We start from the raw sequence: 14471 nt of genomic DNA, 5'->3' as shown, positions 1-14471 counted from the left end.
CCGACTCAGGCGCTGGCTGCTGGTTTAGTCACGCACACGGTCTCTGGCTCCAGAGTCGATGTCGCGACGGGGCGGTACTTATCAACAAGCGCGTGCGCGATGGCTTCGGTTTCCGCATCGGCATGCCCGCTAATATCCCTGGGACGGAAGTGCATCTGGAATGCGCTAATAGTTTTTTGCGTATCCTCGTCCAGCACGCCGTCCTGCGGGATTTGATCATATCCGTATCGCTTGAGAAGCGACTGAATAACGCTAACGTCAGCGGGCGCGTCTGGAGCACGACCGGCAAGGTAGTGGATGACCGTCAACGGATCGGGCCATGCGCCAATGCCCGCCGCCGCGAGGCGTTCCCAGGGGAACAGCTTGCCGGATCCTGCTGCGTAAAGGCGCGATGTCACTGTGTCCGAGCACATTGTCAGGGGTAATCTGATAACGCTGAATAATGTCTTTTGTCAGCGCGATGAGGGCGTCCACCTGCTTTTCCGGGAAGGGATACCAGGTACGCTGTCCCACCATATCCTCGGTAAATCCTTTATTAACGATCTCAATCCCTATGGACGAATCATTCAGGCTGGATCGACCGTTCCAGAAACTGACGCCAGCATGCCAGGCCCGCTTGTCTTCATCAACAAGCTGCCAGACCACCGGCTGACCCTGTATCAGGCTGGGCTGAGGTGGAACTAAATAGTGAGCGCTAACCTGCTCCTCAGTCAGCGTCTTTAAGGAGTGACTCTCATCCAGCGCGGTATAGTGTTGAATAAGGAATCGCACTCTCTCATTTTGAGCAACTGCTTTATGCGCATGGCTGGCATAATAGCCGTTGCGCTTCTCAATATTCGAAGGGTGCATGGCGCAACTTGTTAACATGGCTGACAGAGTCACCATGGCAATAAGTTTACAGCGCATTGCTGAACAAGCTAAATAAACTAAACTCTTCATATTTTTTAACTCCCTGTAGGCATCTTGAGCATTGCTTTCCGTCGCGACGGCCTGATATTAACGCAACTTTATTTTTTTACGTGCGGTTGTTAACATTAAACAAAGAGTTTTCATGCCAATTGATATGCCGTGTTGCCCAATAGTGGTTGGGTAAAAATACATACCTTATTTAAGCAATTTTTACGAAGTATTCTGAGGCGGTATGCTTTGTTTCACTCGGTATGATTGGTTGGACTTTATTTTGTCTTTCAATAGAATGCTCAGTTTTACATGCCGGGGTTTGTTTTCAGGGAGCAGGGCGGGATAAAACGAAGGCTGATATATCTTCACCGCCATGAGACAGAGGATATATATCGGCATGGTTAATGTTAAAATATTCTTTATCTGTGTCATGTTATTTTCCTGTTTTTTATTTTTCAAGTTCTGTCACTCCTTTTATTAAATAAAACACATCCCGGTGTGGTTTAGTTTTCTGCTACCTTTCTTACCACTGTTTCTGTTTATCCCTGAATCAACGCGCTGAGTCACTAAGAGTTGAGCACAGGTTGAATCAGTGTTGTTTTCACAGATGCTGGCGAGATAAATAAAATGCAGTCTCTCATCGTCAGGCGTTAGCCACTACTTTGCTGGCTGAGGACTGTTTCATCGCTTCTGTGTATCCTGCGCTAACCTTGTCGGCTTCAGGATGAAGGTTACGGTGCGAAAGGGCGTTATTCAGGCAGCGACCGACAGCAGTTATAATGAGGGCAGCCGTGCCGCTGGATCAGCCCAGCCAGGCTGAAGGCTCACTGAAGATTTTATTCTTGTCAGGCCAATACGTCGGGTAAAGGGTTTTGCTGATAGATTTCCCGCGCCAGGCAAAACATCATCTTTGTAAGGCATACGCGTTATAAGAAATTCATTCGGCCAGGTTAACAGGGAAAGGCTACGCCTTAACGGCAGATAGTTCTGCCTGCCCCTGAAATCATGCCCGGCTCTTTTTACGCAGCGATTCAGTCCAAAAACTAACTGGCAGGGTGTTATGCTGTTGTGCATTTATCGCGCATTTTTGATGTTGGCTACGGCGCTGCTGTTGACCGGATGCGCGCGCTCCGATGCGTTATGGCTGGTGACGCAGGATCTCTGTATGACCCATTATGCCTACCGGCACGATCCTGCGCCTTGCCAGCAGGTCTATCAGCCGCAGGGCAGAGAGCAGGGCTTTAGCATCCTGCAGAATCCCCGTTACCCCTACCATTTTATTCTGGTGCCAAATCTTGCGATGTCCGGCATTGAGAGCATCGCTCTGTCGCGCGAGGGCCGCACCGATTACTTTGGCTACGCCTGGCTGATGCGCTACCGCCTGATGGCGACTTATGGCGCGGCGGTTCCTGAGGATATGCTGGGGATGGCGATTAACTCCGCTTTTGGACGCAGTCAGAATCAGCTGCATATTCATCTTACCTGCCTGCGTGAGGATGTGCGCCGCCAGCTTCAGGCCGAGCGGCCCTACATAAGTGAGCAGTGGCGTCCGCTGCCTGACAGAATGCTGAATCATACCTGGTACGCCCGCCGCGTAATGCAGCCGACGGCGATGGGGATCTATCCTGTCGCCTCTGTGGCGCGCGAGTTCCACCTGTCGCCGCCGCAGCTGGCAGAGTATGGCGTCGCGCTGGTGCCTGCCACCTTTGCGGGAGAGAAAGGGTTTATCCTGCTGACCACGCGGCGCGGCTGGGATAAAGGCAACCGCGCCTCGGTGGAATCCCTGTTAGATAAGCGCTGCGAGATACTTACGGCTCCGCCGGCTCTTGCAGCCAGCGAAGAAGAGTAATGTAGCGCGTTCAGCCCTGGCAATCGTGTGAGGATTAAAAGCGGATTGCGTTACGTAAGATCGTTAATGCTGTCACAGGAATTTTTTAACTGGCAACTATTAAAACTCTCGCTTCACTACCACATACCCATTCCAGCGCACCGCGCAGTCGGTATCACTAACGAATGCAGAGATAATTAAAATGTTCTCTTTTCCCTGATAATTATAAAAGTTATATTTCACTATGATATTTTTAGCGTTGTTCCACATGAATCCTTCGGCATATTGCTCTGCGGTGGTTTTGTCATCACTCATTTCTCCGCCACTAAGGATTCTCTCTTTTTTACCATAGATCAGTGCAAGCTTATGATTTACAGGCTCTGTATACAGTATCCTGGCCTTGGTTTTGCTCCGGTCAACCTGAGCTATTGGGATGTCAAAATCCTCCACCATAGTAAAAAGCGTCGCTATGCCTACATCCTCTTCAACAGGAATACATTCCTCTGGTTTTACAGAGGTGAATGCATTAAAGCTGATGGAGAGCAATGCCAGTAATATTATCTTTTTCATATGACAACAATCTCATGGTCGCCTGATTTAAAAAGTTTTCTACGATAGTCAGGTGCTAAGATAATGCAGCCGTTTGAGGCGTTCCCGGGATCCTTTATACTGTCTCCATGAATAAGAAAACCTGCTCTACCACACATATCATTCTCCCTGTAAGGTTGCAGTTTTAACGTGTAAGGCCCTGCAATTGAATGAGTAAAAGGGGTTCCAACAATCCTGTACTTACCCCTCGGCAGCGGCCCTTTATTCTTCAGGCACTCATAATCAGGATTGTCTTTATAGCCCGGCGCGCCAGCATAGCGTGCGCTAAACTGATACACGCCGTTATGCGTGAATGTCTTTTTTCTGACATCATAAACCCATGTCATCACTCTTCTCCTTGTGATGGATGACGCAAACCTGCGCCATGTAAAGTCAACCTTATGCTCGTTCTTTCCAGGAGTCGGAATGCTGGATATTACCGTCGCAATATTTCCAGGTGATTCTTTCGTAGCGCAGCGTGACAGACTCAAGATGGTTCATATTTTCGATGGTTTTAATATTGTGCATCAGAGGGTTAACAGAGATGATCTTTACGCCTTCAAGCAACATGTTGAAGTACTCCTCTTCCTGACCTGCATAATTAATGCGATACCATTTTATTTCAGCGCTTTTTAGCGTCTGGCCGGAGGATACAGCTTTATAAAGACAGGGGCTGGAAGAATCAAACTCCTTTTCAAACTCAAGCGCGCTGTGGATACGTGTGCCGGTCAGTTTTCCAGTATGGGGATCGGAAGGAATACCTACACCGTGCATAAAGCTGAGGACTTCAATACTGCCTTCCCGATCCTGTACATCAACCGAACCTTTGATATCTGCGCCGCCATCATCTTTCAGCCATAAATAAGCAGGGATAGCCATAATAAGAACTCCTTTTCATTAAAAGAGCATTGACGCTACGCTTTAAAAAAGGAGTGATTATTGATCGGTGTCAAAAGTGTATAATCTGTTGGCCATGCTGTGGCTAAAGTGTTAATTAATCCAAAAAAACATTACATCGAAATTTTAATTTTTTATGTGTAAATATAATTATTAGCTAATTAATAATTGGTTTTTCTTTCGGCTTTCGAATGGAAAAATTAGCGATGGCTTTAACCTTTATAACCAAAACATTGTCGTTGGTGAATAAGCGGCAAGTAGACCATCTGTCCTGAGCAACTTGCTGTCAACTTTTAGGGCGCATGATAAAGGGATGGGGCTACGCGCTGCGGACGAGCATCCCGTTTCGCTATGCGAAATCGCTTCGCAGCCGCCGCTGGCGATGCGCCTGGCGCGACGTCGAAGCGATTGATGTGGAAGTAGGTAATCTGGCGCTGAGACAGATGATGGTGATGCGGTGGAAGCCCGGCATGACGATGAATTTCGCCGTCAGCGAGGCGATGAAGATCGTTCCCCGCATCTGTGCGGCTCGCCATGAGCGCGACGTGTTTCTTTACATTTACCAGGCTTCCGTGCGGAACTGACAGGCTGTACAGATTGTCTTTATCCTGGTCTACTGTTAACAAAATCAATCAACGTGGAAAACACTATGCGCAGGACTCAGAACGCACTCTTTTTAGCAGGATTACTGTTTGGCTCGCTGAGCCTTGTTCCCGCCGCACAGGCCGAAGGCGACGCCACCGATACCGTTCCGCCGCCGCCGCAGGTGCAGCAGCAGGCGCCAGCCGATGCGCAGCCGCAGGGCGATGGCGCGGACAGCAGCGGTCAGCCGCCGCTGGGACCCAATGCCGAAGAGCCGGAAGCCGGCAGCGCGCCCGCGCCGGACGCCAACGCAGGCAGCCCGCAGGCGCAGTCAAACTACGATCTCAACCGCATTATCATCGACTATAAAGAGTACAAAGTCGGCGACAACGTGCCGCAGCAGTATCTCGACAAATCCTACAACATCGTAGAGTGGCAGAAACGCAATCTGCCCGCGCCGGAAACCGGCAGCCACTGGACCTATATCGGCGGCAACTACCTGCTGATCACCAATGACGTGGGCAAGATCCTCAAGGCGGAATCCGGCGATATTTACTATCGCGGATAAGCCGTAGCGAGAAAGGAGCCGGTCAGCGCGACCGGCTTTTTTTATGCGAAACGCTCCGGGCGGAAGCTGGCCAGCATCGGCTGTTTTTCCCCCGTGAGGATCTCTTCAGCCAGCAGTTCGCCCGCGATCAGCGCCAGCGTCGCGCCAGAGTGGGTAAAGGCGACAAAGCAGCCCGGCACGCTCTTCAGCTCGCCGAATACCGGCTCGCCGTCGCCAGGTATAGGTTTCAATCCCAGCTTCCAGCTCGCGGCGCGCAGCGGCTCGCCCTTGATCAGTTTGCTGGCTTCGGCGGCCAGCTGCGCCACCACCTGCTCATCAATGACGTAGCTGCCGTCAGCCTGTAAGCGAATATCCTCTTCATACCAGTCGTGATCCAGCGCGAAGGTGTTGCCCGGATTAGGCCGCACCGCCGCCCGCGGCGTGTTCAGCACCGCTTTCAGCCCGTGGGCGCCGGGCGTGGTAATCACCAGCATCGAGACGGGCGAGCCGTTGGGGATAGTGACGCCGAGCGGCGCGACCACATCTGGCGTAGCGGGACCGCAGGCCACCAGCACCGCATCGGCGCGCAGCTGGTCGCCGCTTGCCAGCTTAATGCCGCTGGCGCGCTGGCCGTCGCGCAGCACCTCGCATTTTCCGGCGTGCTCCACGATTTCACCGCCCAGCGCGCGCAGCTGCTGCGCCAGGCTGTCCACCAGATGCGGCAGGCTGACCCAGCCTTCGCCAGGGTTGAAGATCGCCTCCTGCGGCAACGCCTCGCCGTCTACCTGCGCATCGGCCTGCGCCAGGGTGTCGCGCGTCACCAGCCGCGAGTCGTAGCCGTGCGCCTTTTCATACGCATGGCGCGCGCGCGTGCCGCTGACGTCGTCCGCCGCCCAGAACAGGCCGCCGTCGAAGCGCAGCCAGTCGCGCGTGGGATCTTCGGCAAACAGCGTGCGGTAGCGATCGATGCCCGCCATGCGCAGCGCGTGATAGGGGGCAGAGCGCTCGCCGGCGGAGTTAAGCCATGAGAGCGAGCGGCCGGACGCACCGGAGCAGAGTTCCGCCTCGGTCACCAGCGTGACCGTTGCGCCGCGTTTTGCCAGCTGAAGCGCGCTGGAGACGCCCAGCGCGCCGCCACCCAGTACCACCACGCGGCGAGAATGTTCTAAAGCCATGATTCGGTTCCTTATTCAGTTCGAAAAGGGAAGGGCTTACAGCACTTCCGACAGAAAACGTTGCAGGCGCGGCGATTTAGGGGCATCGAACAGCTCGGCTGGCGGCCCCGCCTCGACAATCTCGCCTTCGTCCATAAACACCACCTGATCGGCCACCTTGCGCGCGAAGCCCATCTCATGGGTCACCACTACCATGGTCATGCCGCGCCGACAGAGATCGGCCATTAGCGTCAGCACCCCTTTCACCAGTTCGGGATCGAGCGCGGAGGTTGCCTCATCAAACAGCATGACCTCTGGATCCATCGCCAGCGCGCGGGCGATCGCCACGCGCTGCTGTTGACCGCCGGAGAGATCGCGCGGCCGATGGTCGGCGCGCGCGCCGAGTCCAACCTCTTCCAGCCGCTGGCGCGCAATCGCCATCGCCTGCGCCTTCGGCAGGCCTTTTACCTTCCACGGCGCCAGCGCCACGTTCTCCAGCGCGCTGTGGTCAGGAAAAAGGTTAAAGTGCTGAAACACCATGCCGATACGCAGGCGCAGCGCGTCGGGCTTATCTTTCAGCACCGAGCGGCCCGCCAGCAGCACATCGCCCGACTTAGGCTCGTGCAGGCGGTTGATGCCGCGCAGCAGGGTGGACTTACCGGAACCGGACGGGCCGATAATGCAGGTGGTGGTGCCCGGTGCGATGCGCAGCGAGACGCTGCGTAAGACGTCGATCGGCCCGTAGGAGAGCGAAAGGTCGCGCAGTTCCAGACTGGACCCTTTCCAGCTCGCCGCGGCAGGCGGCTCGCTCAGTTTCATTGCCACGCTCATAAATGCCCCCGATTACCGGTTATGGGTTGTGCGGTCAGCGCGCCTTCGGGGCGCGTCTGCACTTCTTCGACCTCTTTCAGGCCGCTCTGCGGCGCGGTCAGCCGACGGCGGCCGGTGCGGTAGCGCACGTCGATAATGTTCACCGCGTGCGTCAGCGGCACGGTAATGACCAGATAGAACAGCCCGGCCAGCATCAGCGGCGACAGGTTGCCGGTCAGTACCGCCGCATCCTGCCCGACGCGGAACAGCTCGCGCTGCCCGGTCATCAGGCCAAGCAGATAGACCAGCGACGAGTCTTTGATGATGGCGATAAACTGGTTAACGATAGCGGGCAGCACGCGGCGGATGCCCTGCGGAATGACCACCAGTCGCATCGCGCGGCCATAGCTCATGCCCAGCGCGCGGCACGCCTCCATCTGCCCGCGCTCCACGCTCTGAATGCCCGCGCGAAAAATCTCGCCCATATAGGCGCTGGCGATCAGGCTGAGGGCAAAGATGCCGAGGGGATAGGGCGTCGGGCCGAACAGCTGGTAGCTGAAGCGCGCCAGGCCCTGTCCAATCAGCAGAATGGTGAGAATGGACGGCAGGCCGCGAAACAGATCGGTATAAATCCGTGCGGGCAGCCGTAGCCAGCGCGACGGCGAAATGCCCATCATCGCCAGCAGCAGGCCGAACAGGGTGCCGAGCAGCGTGGCGGCGATCGAGATGATCAGCGTATTGACCAGTCCGGTCGCCAGCAGCTGCGGCAGTACTTCCTTCATTGAGGCAAAGTCAAAGAAGGTGCGGGAAAGCATTGTCAGAAGATCCATCGCCTTACTCCACGGGTACGTGTGACGGGCAACCCCGTCACCAGTGAAAAGCCGAACGCGCAGCGTTCACGTATTACTGACCGCCGGGCAGGTACTGCTCTGGCATTGGCGAGCCGGGAAACCACTTCTGATAAAGCTGTTTCCAGGTGCCGTCCTGCATGGCAGCCTTGATGGCGCTGTCGAGCGCGGCTTTAAACGCCGGTTTGTTTTTGGCGATGGCGATACCGGCGGGCGCATCGAACGAGGGAATGTCGGCGGCGGAGATAAGTTTGAAGCGCTCGGCGTAGCTTTTGGCGGCTTCATAGTCGAGGAAAACCGCGTCCAGCGTGCCGTTGTTCAGCGCGGAGACCGCCGCGTTATTGTCGGGAAAGCGCACCACGTCGCTCTGGGTAAAGTGCTGCACCGCGTAGCTTTCCTGTAGCGTGCCCTGAATCACCCCGATGCGCCGTTTCGCCAGGGTTTCAACGTTCTTCACGCCGCTGTCGCTGCGCGTCAGCACTGTCAGGTAGCCCGCCAGATAGCCGGTAGAGAAGTCGACGGTTTTCTCGCGCGCCGGGGTAATGCCGATGGCGGCGACGGCCGCGTCAAACTGACCGTTAGCGACGGCAGGCAGAATCGCGGAGAAATCCTGTCCCACGAAGTCCACCTGATCGATGCCCATACGGTGCGCCACGTTTTTGAAGAACTCCACGTCGAAGCCGGTGAACTGGCCGCTGGCGTCGGTAAAGGTATAGGGACGAGAGTCGCCGACGCTGGCGATGCGCAGATGGCCCGGCTCCAGCAGGCCATAGGGGTTGTCGCTGCTGGCCGCCAGCGAGTTGAAAGAGAGTGAACAGAGTGCGATTGCCGCGCCACACAGGGCGCTCAGGTGAACAGGTAATTTCATAGCTCATCCGTTTTTGCAGGTTAAACATCAGAGACAGCTGAGCCGGTGATAATAGAGTTGTGAGACCGGTCTCAACGCAGGTAACGACAGGAGCACAGTGGTTGTGAGACCGGTCTCAAGGCGTTAGAATGAGTTTAAGCACAGCCTTTTTTCGCCGTCAATCTTCCTGTCATCAACCTGTGATTCGAATTAATTATGACCAACCAGAAAACGCGATCCAGAGCACCCACCGTAGCGGATGTTGCCAGGGCGGCCAGCGTGTCAAAAGCGCAGGCGGCACGGGCGCTTGGCGGCTACGGCGCCGTCAGTGAAGAAGTGCAGCTGCGCGTGAACCGCGCGGCTGCGGCGCTGGGCTATCGCCCCAACGAAGTGGCGCGCACCATGAATACCGGTCGTTCCAACACTATTGGCGTCATCGTAGGAGACATTGAGAACCCCCATTTCGGCCTGGCGCTGCGCGGCATGGCCGACGTGGCGCGTCAGGCGGGCTTTCACCTGCTGCTGGGAAACAGTGATGAGAAGTTGCAGGCGGAGCAGGACGCGGTGCGCGTGATGCTGGAGAAGCGCGTTGACGGCATTATCGTCGCGCCCAGCCATTCGGCGCGGGAGAAAAACGGTCATCTGCTTCAGATACTGGAAGAGGGCCGGGCGCTGAGGCTGTTCGATCGCGCGGTTATCGGTCTGGATGTTGAGGCGATCTGCTGTGATTTTTCCACTGTAGCGCGCGAGGCCACGCAGCGGCTGCTGGAGGCCGGTCACGAGCGTATTGCCTATATCACCAGCATGGAGCTGGAACGGGAATATCGCGATGAGGCGGATTTTGGCCTGACGCCGGTGGCGCAGCGCGTGGGCGGTATGATGGCGGCCTTTGCCGCTGCCGGTCGCCGTTACGATACCACGCTCATCCAGGCTAACGCCGGCAGCGACGCGCAGATAGCCCGCATTGTCGCGTCGCTGTGGCAGCGCGCCGCGCCGCCGACCGCGCTGATCGCCTCCGACAGCCTGGTGGCGATGTCGCTGCTGCGCGCGGTGGCGCAGCGGGGGCTGCGTATACCGCAGGACATCTCCTTTATCATGTACGATAACTTTCCCTGGAGCGAAATCGTGACGCCGCCGCTAACGGTGGTGGCGCAGCCGGTGTATGAGATGGGCCGCGAGGCGGCGCGCCGTCTGATCGCCGATATTCGCGGCGAAAACGTCGGGCCGATGCCCGCCTTTAGCGCGGCGCTGATGATGCGGCACTCCATTGCCGCTCCTGCTCAGTAGCTGGCGCGCGGCGCGTCGGCGGCCGACTGGCGAAACTGCGCCAGCCGCCGATCCAGCGCGTCGGTATAGAGCATGGTGTCAACGCCGACCGCGACGAAGTTCGCGCCCCAGCTAATGGCTCGCTGCGCCATAGCAATATCTACTGCGAGGAACCCGGCGGCTTTTCCTGCCTTGCGAATGCGGCGGATGCTCTGCTCGATCACCTGCTGCACCTGCGGATGCGCCGCGTTATCGGGGTAGCCGAGCGAGGCGGAGAGATCGGCCGGACCAATAAAGATGCCATCAATGCCCTCTACTTCCAGCAGCGCGTCAAGATTATCAATGGCGGTTTTGCTCTCTGCCTGAATCAGCAGACACAGCGCGTCGCTGGCGCGCGCCATATAGTTTTCCACGCGTCCCCAGCGGGCCGCCCGCGCCACGCCCGCGCCTACGCCACGCGTGCCGACCGGCGGATAGCGCGTCGCCGCCACCAGCGCGCGCGCCTGCTCAGCCGTATCGATCATCGGCACCAGCAGCGTTGTCGCGCCAATATCCAGTACCTGCTTGATCAGCGCCTGCTGGAACTCCACCGGACGGATCACCGGCTGGCTGCGGTAGGGCGCAATGGCCTGAAGCTGGTGGTAGAGATCCTGCACCGTATTGGGCGCGTGCTCGCCGTCGATCAGCAGCCAGTCGTAGCCGCTGGTGGCGGCAATCTCCGCCAGATAAGAGGAGGTGCTGCTCAGCCACAGGCCGAGCTGGGTTTCGCCGCGCGCCAGACCGGCCTTGAACGTATTGTGTAACGGATCCTGCATAGAGCCTCCAGTGTTAATGCTTTGTCTGCGACGCCAGCGCGACGCGAGAGTCGGAATTCAGGCCGAAAATCATCAGCGCGCCCAGGGCGGCGATGGCGGCAAGTACCAGCAGACCAGCGCTGCCGCTGTTAAACAGCGATTCGGCCTTCACGCGGATCAGCGGAGCGAGAAAGCCGCCTGCCGCGCCAAACAGGTTGACGAAGCCGATGCCCGCCGCCAGCGCGCTGCCGGAGAGCAGCTGCGTGGGCATGGTCCAGAACACCGGCTGGACGGCGATAAAGCCAATGGCCGCGACGCTCAGCGCCACGATCGCCAGCACCGGCGTCACCAGCCCGGAGACGCCGATGCCTGCGGCGGCGGCCAGTAGCGTCGCCGCCGCGATAAGGCGGCGCTCGCCGCTGCGATCGGCATAGCGCGGAATCAGCCAGGTGCCGAACAGCGCGGCGATCCACGGAATCGCCGCCACCACCGAGGCGACAAACCCCACTCTGGTGCCCAGCAGCGCGGCGACCTGCGACGGTAAGAAGAAGATCAGGCCATAGACCGCAATCTGGATCGTCATATAGATCAGCGCCAGATGCCAGACGCGTCCGTGGCGCAGAGCGTCACGCAGCCGCGCAGTGGTTTTTTGCTGCTCCTCGCTCTCCAGCTGCTGCTGAAGCGCCGCTTTTTCCTCGCGGCTGAGAAAGCGCGCCTCTGCCGGGCTGTTATCGAGCCAGGCAAAGGTAAACACGCCGGCGGCCACTGCCATCAGTCCCTCAATCATAAACATCCAGAACCAGCCGGGGTGGCCGAGGAAGCCGTGCATCTCCAGCAGCGCGCCGGAAAGCGGCGAACCAAAGGTAAGCGCCAGCGGCGCGCCCATATAGAACAGACCCATCACACTGGCGCGCTGCTGCTGGGGAAACCACTGGGAGGTGAGATAGATCATGCCGGGGAAAAAGCCCGCTTCCGCTGCGCCGAGCAGGGTGCGCACCAGCAAAAATTTGGCCTCGGTATCGGCAAAGGCCATCGCGGCGGAGAGAAATCCCCACAGCAGGGTGGTGCCGCCGATCCAGCTGCGCGCCCCGAAACGGCGCATCATCAGGTTAGCGGGCACGCCGAACAGCGCGTAGACCACAAAGAAGATACCCGCGCCCAGCGCGTAGGCCTCGTTGCTCAGGCCGGTATCGAGCTGATAGGACTCTTTCGCAAAGCCGATATTGGCGCGATCGAGAAACGCCAGCACGTAAAGCATCAGCATAAAAGGGATCAGGCGGGCGCGGTTTTTGCGCGCCGCTTGTTGTACAAGGCTGTTCATCACATCGCTCCTCTCCGCAGAGTCACGCATCAGGCTGCCGCGCAGCCTGCATCATTAGTGGGTATAAGGACGTTTCAGGCCGTCGCGGTTCAGCTCGACGCCGAAACCGGGCTTGTCGAGCGCCGATTTGTGCAGCCGACCGCGCGTGGGTACCGGTTCGTCAATCAGCAGCGGATCGAACTGCGGGCGCAGCGTGCTACAGTCCGGGCTGGTCATCAGAAATTCGCTAAACGGACTGTTGGTAAAGGTGATCACCGCATGGTGTGAGTAAACCGACGAGCCGTGCGGCACGACCAGCTGCCCGCGCGATTTCGCCAGCGCCGCGACCTCGACCAGGGTGGTCAGCCCGCCGCACCAGCCAACATCCGGCTGCAGAATATCGATGCCGGTCTCGGCCAGCGTGCGGAAAGAACTCAGGGTGCCGTGATGCTCGCCGCTGGAGATCATCATGCCCGGCGGCGCCTGGCGCTTCAGCTGCGCATAGCCTTCGTACTGCTGCGGCGGCAGGCACTCTTCCAGCCATTTGAGGTTGTAGGGCGCGCAGGCGTGCGCCAGCCGGGTAGCGAAATTAACGTCCTGACTCATCCAGCAGTCGAGCATTAGCCAGAAGTCGGGACCGCAGGCTTCGCGATAGTGGGCGAGGCGCGCCGCTTCTTTGCGAATGCCCTCGTCGCCGTCGTGCGGTCCCCACTGCACCGCCATCTTGCCGCCGATAAAGCCCATCTCCTGCGCCAGATCGGGGCGCGCGCCGGTGGCGTAAAATTGCAGCTCGTCGCGCACCGCCCCGCCCAGCAGCTGATAGACCGGCAGCTGCGTGACCTTGCCGAACAGGTCCCACAGCGCCAGGTCGACGCAGGAGAGGGTGTTCATGACCACGCCGCCGGAACCGGAATAGAACAGGGTCGCGTTCATCATCTGGTCGTGGATCAGCTTAATGTCGCTGACGCAGCGCCCCTCGATAAAGCGGTTCAGATGCTTTTCGACGATAAAGCAGCCCATCTCGCCGCCGGTTGAAATGGCGAAGCCGATCTGGCCGTTATCCGCCTCGACTTCCACTACCAGCGTGCCCAGCACGTTAATGCCAAACGACTGGCGCGACTGCTCATAGGCCTTGTATTTGCTCATCGGCGTGGCGATGTGATCGTCGATCCAGTGACCGCCGGGCTGGTCGTGATAGTCAGCGCCAGCAGCGGCTTTCTCTGCGGTTGCGCCGCCGGTAAACCAGGCGCGGACGGTTTTGATTTTTGGCAGGGACATAGGATTCTCCAGGTTAAGAAGCAAAAGATACCGCCGGGCTGCGCCAGCCCAGTTCGTAAGAGATGTCGCGCGCGCAGGCCAGCGCCCGGCCCGCCAGATAGTCACGGTTGTCTTCGTCGATTTGCAGCCGCGTCCCCACCAGCGAAATGGCGGCCACCAGCTGGCGGCGCGCGTCAAAGACTGGCGCGGCGACGCAGCGCACGTCGGGATAGTCTTCGCCGTTATCCAGGCTCCAGCCCTGACGGCGGATACGCGCCAGTTCGGCGATCAGCTCGTCGGCGCTGCGGATCGAGGTCGGCGTCACCGCCACAAAGCGCAGCTGGCTGATAATGCGCGCCTGCTCTTCGGCGGGCTGCCAGGCAAGCAGGCATTTGCCGATGCCGGAGCGATGCAGCGACAGGCTTTTGCCTTCGTGGGATCGCACGCTGATGGTGGCGGGCGACTCCAGCTTGAGGATGTAGCAGGCGTGGCCGCCGTCGATAATGCCGAGGTGGCAGAGCAGATTGCTCTCCTGCATCAGGCGCGTCAGGCGCGGACGGGCGATTTCCCGGATGTCCATTTTCTCCAGCGCGTGTCCGGCGAACTCCACCAGCCGAGTCCACAGGGAGTAGCGGTCGTTGCGATCCAGCGTGATAAGGCGCTGTTTTTTTAGCTCGGCCAGCAGCAGGTAGGCGCTGCTCTTCGGCAGGCTCAGGCCGTCGATGATCTCGGCCGCGCTGCATGGACCCTGTTCGGCGATAAAGTTGAGGATGGCGATGCCGCGCGTCAGGGCGGGCACAGGTGTTATTTCCAGCATGCTGGACTCCAGTCTGATGATCTGGAGGCAGTGTTG

At 58.3% G+C, this 14471-nt stretch carries 15 protein-coding genes and 1 pseudogene; 4 read left to right on the top strand and 12 right to left on the bottom strand.

Annotated elements, in window-relative coordinates:
- Nucleotides 1–5: 5 nt before the first annotated feature.
- A pseudogene (locus tag BBB56_RS01110) lies at nucleotides 6–906 on the bottom strand (N-acetylmuramoyl-L-alanine amidase).
- 1054 nt (nucleotides 907–1960) lie between these two features.
- Here BBB56_RS01110 and BBB56_RS01105 point away from each other — a divergent pair.
- Nucleotides 1961–2749 (top strand): CDP-diacylglycerol pyrophosphatase, encoded by a 789-nt coding sequence (locus BBB56_RS01105; RefSeq protein WP_123798101.1) that lies wholly within the window; start codon nucleotides 1961–1963, stop codon nucleotides 2747–2749.
- Between the two features lie 99 nt (nucleotides 2750–2848).
- Here the strand turns inward: BBB56_RS01105 and BBB56_RS01100 are convergent, their stop codons facing one another.
- From BBB56_RS01100 to BBB56_RS01090, 3 genes are read right to left on the bottom strand one after another with little or no spacing between them, the layout of a single operon-like run.
- Nucleotides 2849–3298 (bottom strand): hypothetical protein, encoded by a 450-nt coding sequence (locus tag BBB56_RS01100; RefSeq protein ID WP_123798100.1) that lies wholly within the window; start codon nucleotides 3296–3298, stop codon nucleotides 2849–2851.
- Nucleotides 3295–3663 carry a tlde1 domain-containing protein gene (locus tag BBB56_RS01095; RefSeq protein WP_123798099.1) on the bottom strand — a complete coding sequence of 123 codons (369 nt, stop codon included), beginning with the start codon at nucleotides 3661–3663 and terminating at the stop codon, nucleotides 3295–3297. The genes BBB56_RS01100 and BBB56_RS01095 overlap by 4 nt, the downstream gene beginning before the upstream one ends.
- A 52-nt stretch (nucleotides 3664–3715) precedes the next feature.
- Nucleotides 3716–4195 (bottom strand): Hcp family type VI secretion system effector, encoded by a 480-nt coding sequence (locus BBB56_RS01090; protein ID WP_123798098.1) that lies wholly within the window; start codon nucleotides 4193–4195, stop codon nucleotides 3716–3718.
- 320 nt (nucleotides 4196–4515) lie between these two features.
- Between BBB56_RS01090 and BBB56_RS01085 the strand changes: the two genes are divergently transcribed.
- Both BBB56_RS01085 and BBB56_RS01080 read left to right on the top strand, forming a co-directional pair.
- Nucleotides 4516–4797: a hypothetical protein gene (locus BBB56_RS01085; protein WP_123798097.1), complete on the top strand. Its 282-nt coding sequence runs from the start codon at nucleotides 4516–4518 to the stop codon at nucleotides 4795–4797.
- Between the two features lie 65 nt (nucleotides 4798–4862).
- Nucleotides 4863–5363: an RcnB family protein gene (locus BBB56_RS01080; RefSeq protein WP_123798096.1), complete on the top strand. Its 501-nt coding sequence runs from the start codon at nucleotides 4863–4865 to the stop codon at nucleotides 5361–5363.
- A gap of 41 nt (nucleotides 5364–5404) precedes the next feature.
- On the opposite strand, the gene BBB56_RS01075 is transcribed toward BBB56_RS01080, so the two are convergent.
- The 4 genes from BBB56_RS01075 to BBB56_RS01060 form a co-directional block, all read right to left on the bottom strand.
- Nucleotides 5405–6517, bottom strand: coding sequence for an NAD(P)/FAD-dependent oxidoreductase (locus BBB56_RS01075; protein WP_123798095.1), 1113 nt, complete (start codon nucleotides 6515–6517; stop codon nucleotides 5405–5407).
- Between the two features lie 36 nt (nucleotides 6518–6553).
- Nucleotides 6554–7327 carry an amino acid ABC transporter ATP-binding protein gene (locus tag BBB56_RS01070; RefSeq protein ID WP_233592965.1) on the bottom strand — a complete coding sequence of 258 codons (774 nt, stop codon included), beginning with the start codon at nucleotides 7325–7327 and terminating at the stop codon, nucleotides 6554–6556.
- Nucleotides 7324–8136, bottom strand: coding sequence for an amino acid ABC transporter permease (locus BBB56_RS01065; RefSeq protein WP_123798094.1), 813 nt, complete (start codon nucleotides 8134–8136; stop codon nucleotides 7324–7326). Before BBB56_RS01065 ends, BBB56_RS01070 begins: the two co-directional genes overlap by 4 nt.
- 73 nt (nucleotides 8137–8209) lie before the next feature.
- Nucleotides 8210–9022, bottom strand: coding sequence for an ABC transporter substrate-binding protein (locus tag BBB56_RS01060; protein WP_123798093.1), 813 nt, complete (start codon nucleotides 9020–9022; stop codon nucleotides 8210–8212).
- Between the two features lie 195 nt (nucleotides 9023–9217).
- Here BBB56_RS01060 and BBB56_RS01055 point away from each other — a divergent pair, with 195 nt between their 5' ends.
- Nucleotides 9218–10288 (top strand): LacI family DNA-binding transcriptional regulator, encoded by a 1071-nt coding sequence (locus BBB56_RS01055; RefSeq protein ID WP_123798092.1) that lies wholly within the window; start codon nucleotides 9218–9220, stop codon nucleotides 10286–10288.
- On the opposite strand, the gene yfaU is transcribed toward BBB56_RS01055, so the two are convergent.
- Genes yfaU through BBB56_RS01035 form a run of 4 tightly spaced genes read right to left on the bottom strand, consistent with a single transcriptional unit; the run spans nucleotide 10282 to nucleotide 14435 of the window.
- Complete coding sequence (gene yfaU / locus BBB56_RS01050) at nucleotides 10282–11082, bottom strand: 2-keto-3-deoxy-L-rhamnonate aldolase (RefSeq protein WP_123798091.1); 801 nt, start codon at nucleotides 11080–11082, stop codon at nucleotides 10282–10284. The genes BBB56_RS01055 and yfaU overlap by 7 nt on opposite strands.
- A 13-nt stretch (nucleotides 11083–11095) precedes the next feature.
- A complete protein-coding gene (locus tag BBB56_RS01045; protein WP_370661844.1) occupies nucleotides 11096–12382 on the bottom strand; it encodes an MFS transporter in 1287 nt (428 codons plus the stop codon).
- 54 nt (nucleotides 12383–12436) lie between these two features.
- The gene (gene rhmD, locus BBB56_RS01040) at nucleotides 12437–13639 is read right to left on the bottom strand and encodes an L-rhamnonate dehydratase (protein ID WP_123798089.1); all 1203 of its coding nucleotides are present in this window, start codon (nucleotides 13637–13639) and stop codon (nucleotides 12437–12439) included.
- A gap of 13 nt (nucleotides 13640–13652) precedes the next feature.
- Nucleotides 13653–14435, bottom strand: coding sequence for an IclR family transcriptional regulator (locus tag BBB56_RS01035; RefSeq protein WP_123798088.1), 783 nt, complete (start codon nucleotides 14433–14435; stop codon nucleotides 13653–13655).
- Nucleotides 14436–14471: the final 36 nt, after the last annotated feature.

Source organism: Candidatus Pantoea deserta (assembly GCF_003813865.1).
GTDB lineage: Bacteria > Pseudomonadota > Gammaproteobacteria > Enterobacterales > Enterobacteriaceae > Pantoea > Pantoea deserta.
The sequence above is the reverse complement of the archived record's forward strand: the minus strand, read 5'-3'. Positions and strand labels throughout refer to the sequence as shown.

Coding starts and splice junctions, on each gene's coding strand:
- BBB56_RS01105 (WP_123798101.1), top strand. CDS start 1,961: ATGCTGTTGTGCATTTATCGCGCATTTTTGATGTTGGCTACGGCGCTG.
- BBB56_RS01100 (WP_123798100.1), bottom strand. CDS start 3,298: ATGAAAAAGATAATATTACTGGCATTGCTCTCCATCAGCTTTAATGCA.
- BBB56_RS01095 (WP_123798099.1), bottom strand. CDS start 3,663: ATGACATGGGTTTATGATGTCAGAAAAAAGACATTCACGCATAACGGC.
- BBB56_RS01090 (WP_123798098.1), bottom strand. CDS start 4,195: ATGGCTATCCCTGCTTATTTATGGCTGAAAGATGATGGCGGCGCAGAT.
- BBB56_RS01085 (WP_123798097.1), top strand. CDS start 4,516: ATGATAAAGGGATGGGGCTACGCGCTGCGGACGAGCATCCCGTTTCGC.
- BBB56_RS01080 (WP_123798096.1), top strand. CDS start 4,863: ATGCGCAGGACTCAGAACGCACTCTTTTTAGCAGGATTACTGTTTGGC.
- BBB56_RS01075 (WP_123798095.1), bottom strand. CDS start 6,517: ATGGCTTTAGAACATTCTCGCCGCGTGGTGGTACTGGGTGGCGGCGCG.
- BBB56_RS01070 (WP_233592965.1), bottom strand. CDS start 7,327: ATGAGCGTGGCAATGAAACTGAGCGAGCCGCCTGCCGCGGCGAGCTGG.
- BBB56_RS01065 (WP_123798094.1), bottom strand. CDS start 8,136: ATGGATCTTCTGACAATGCTTTCCCGCACCTTCTTTGACTTTGCCTCA.
- BBB56_RS01060 (WP_123798093.1), bottom strand. CDS start 9,022: ATGAAATTACCTGTTCACCTGAGCGCCCTGTGTGGCGCGGCAATCGCA.
- BBB56_RS01055 (WP_123798092.1), top strand. CDS start 9,218: ATGACCAACCAGAAAACGCGATCCAGAGCACCCACCGTAGCGGATGTT.
- yfaU (WP_123798091.1), bottom strand. CDS start 11,082: ATGCAGGATCCGTTACACAATACGTTCAAGGCCGGTCTGGCGCGCGGC.
- BBB56_RS01045 (WP_370661844.1), bottom strand. CDS start 12,382: ATGAACAGCCTTGTACAACAAGCGGCGCGCAAAAACCGCGCCCGCCTG.
- rhmD (WP_123798089.1), bottom strand. CDS start 13,639: ATGTCCCTGCCAAAAATCAAAACCGTCCGCGCCTGGTTTACCGGCGGC.
- BBB56_RS01035 (WP_123798088.1), bottom strand. CDS start 14,435: ATGCTGGAAATAACACCTGTGCCCGCCCTGACGCGCGGCATCGCCATC.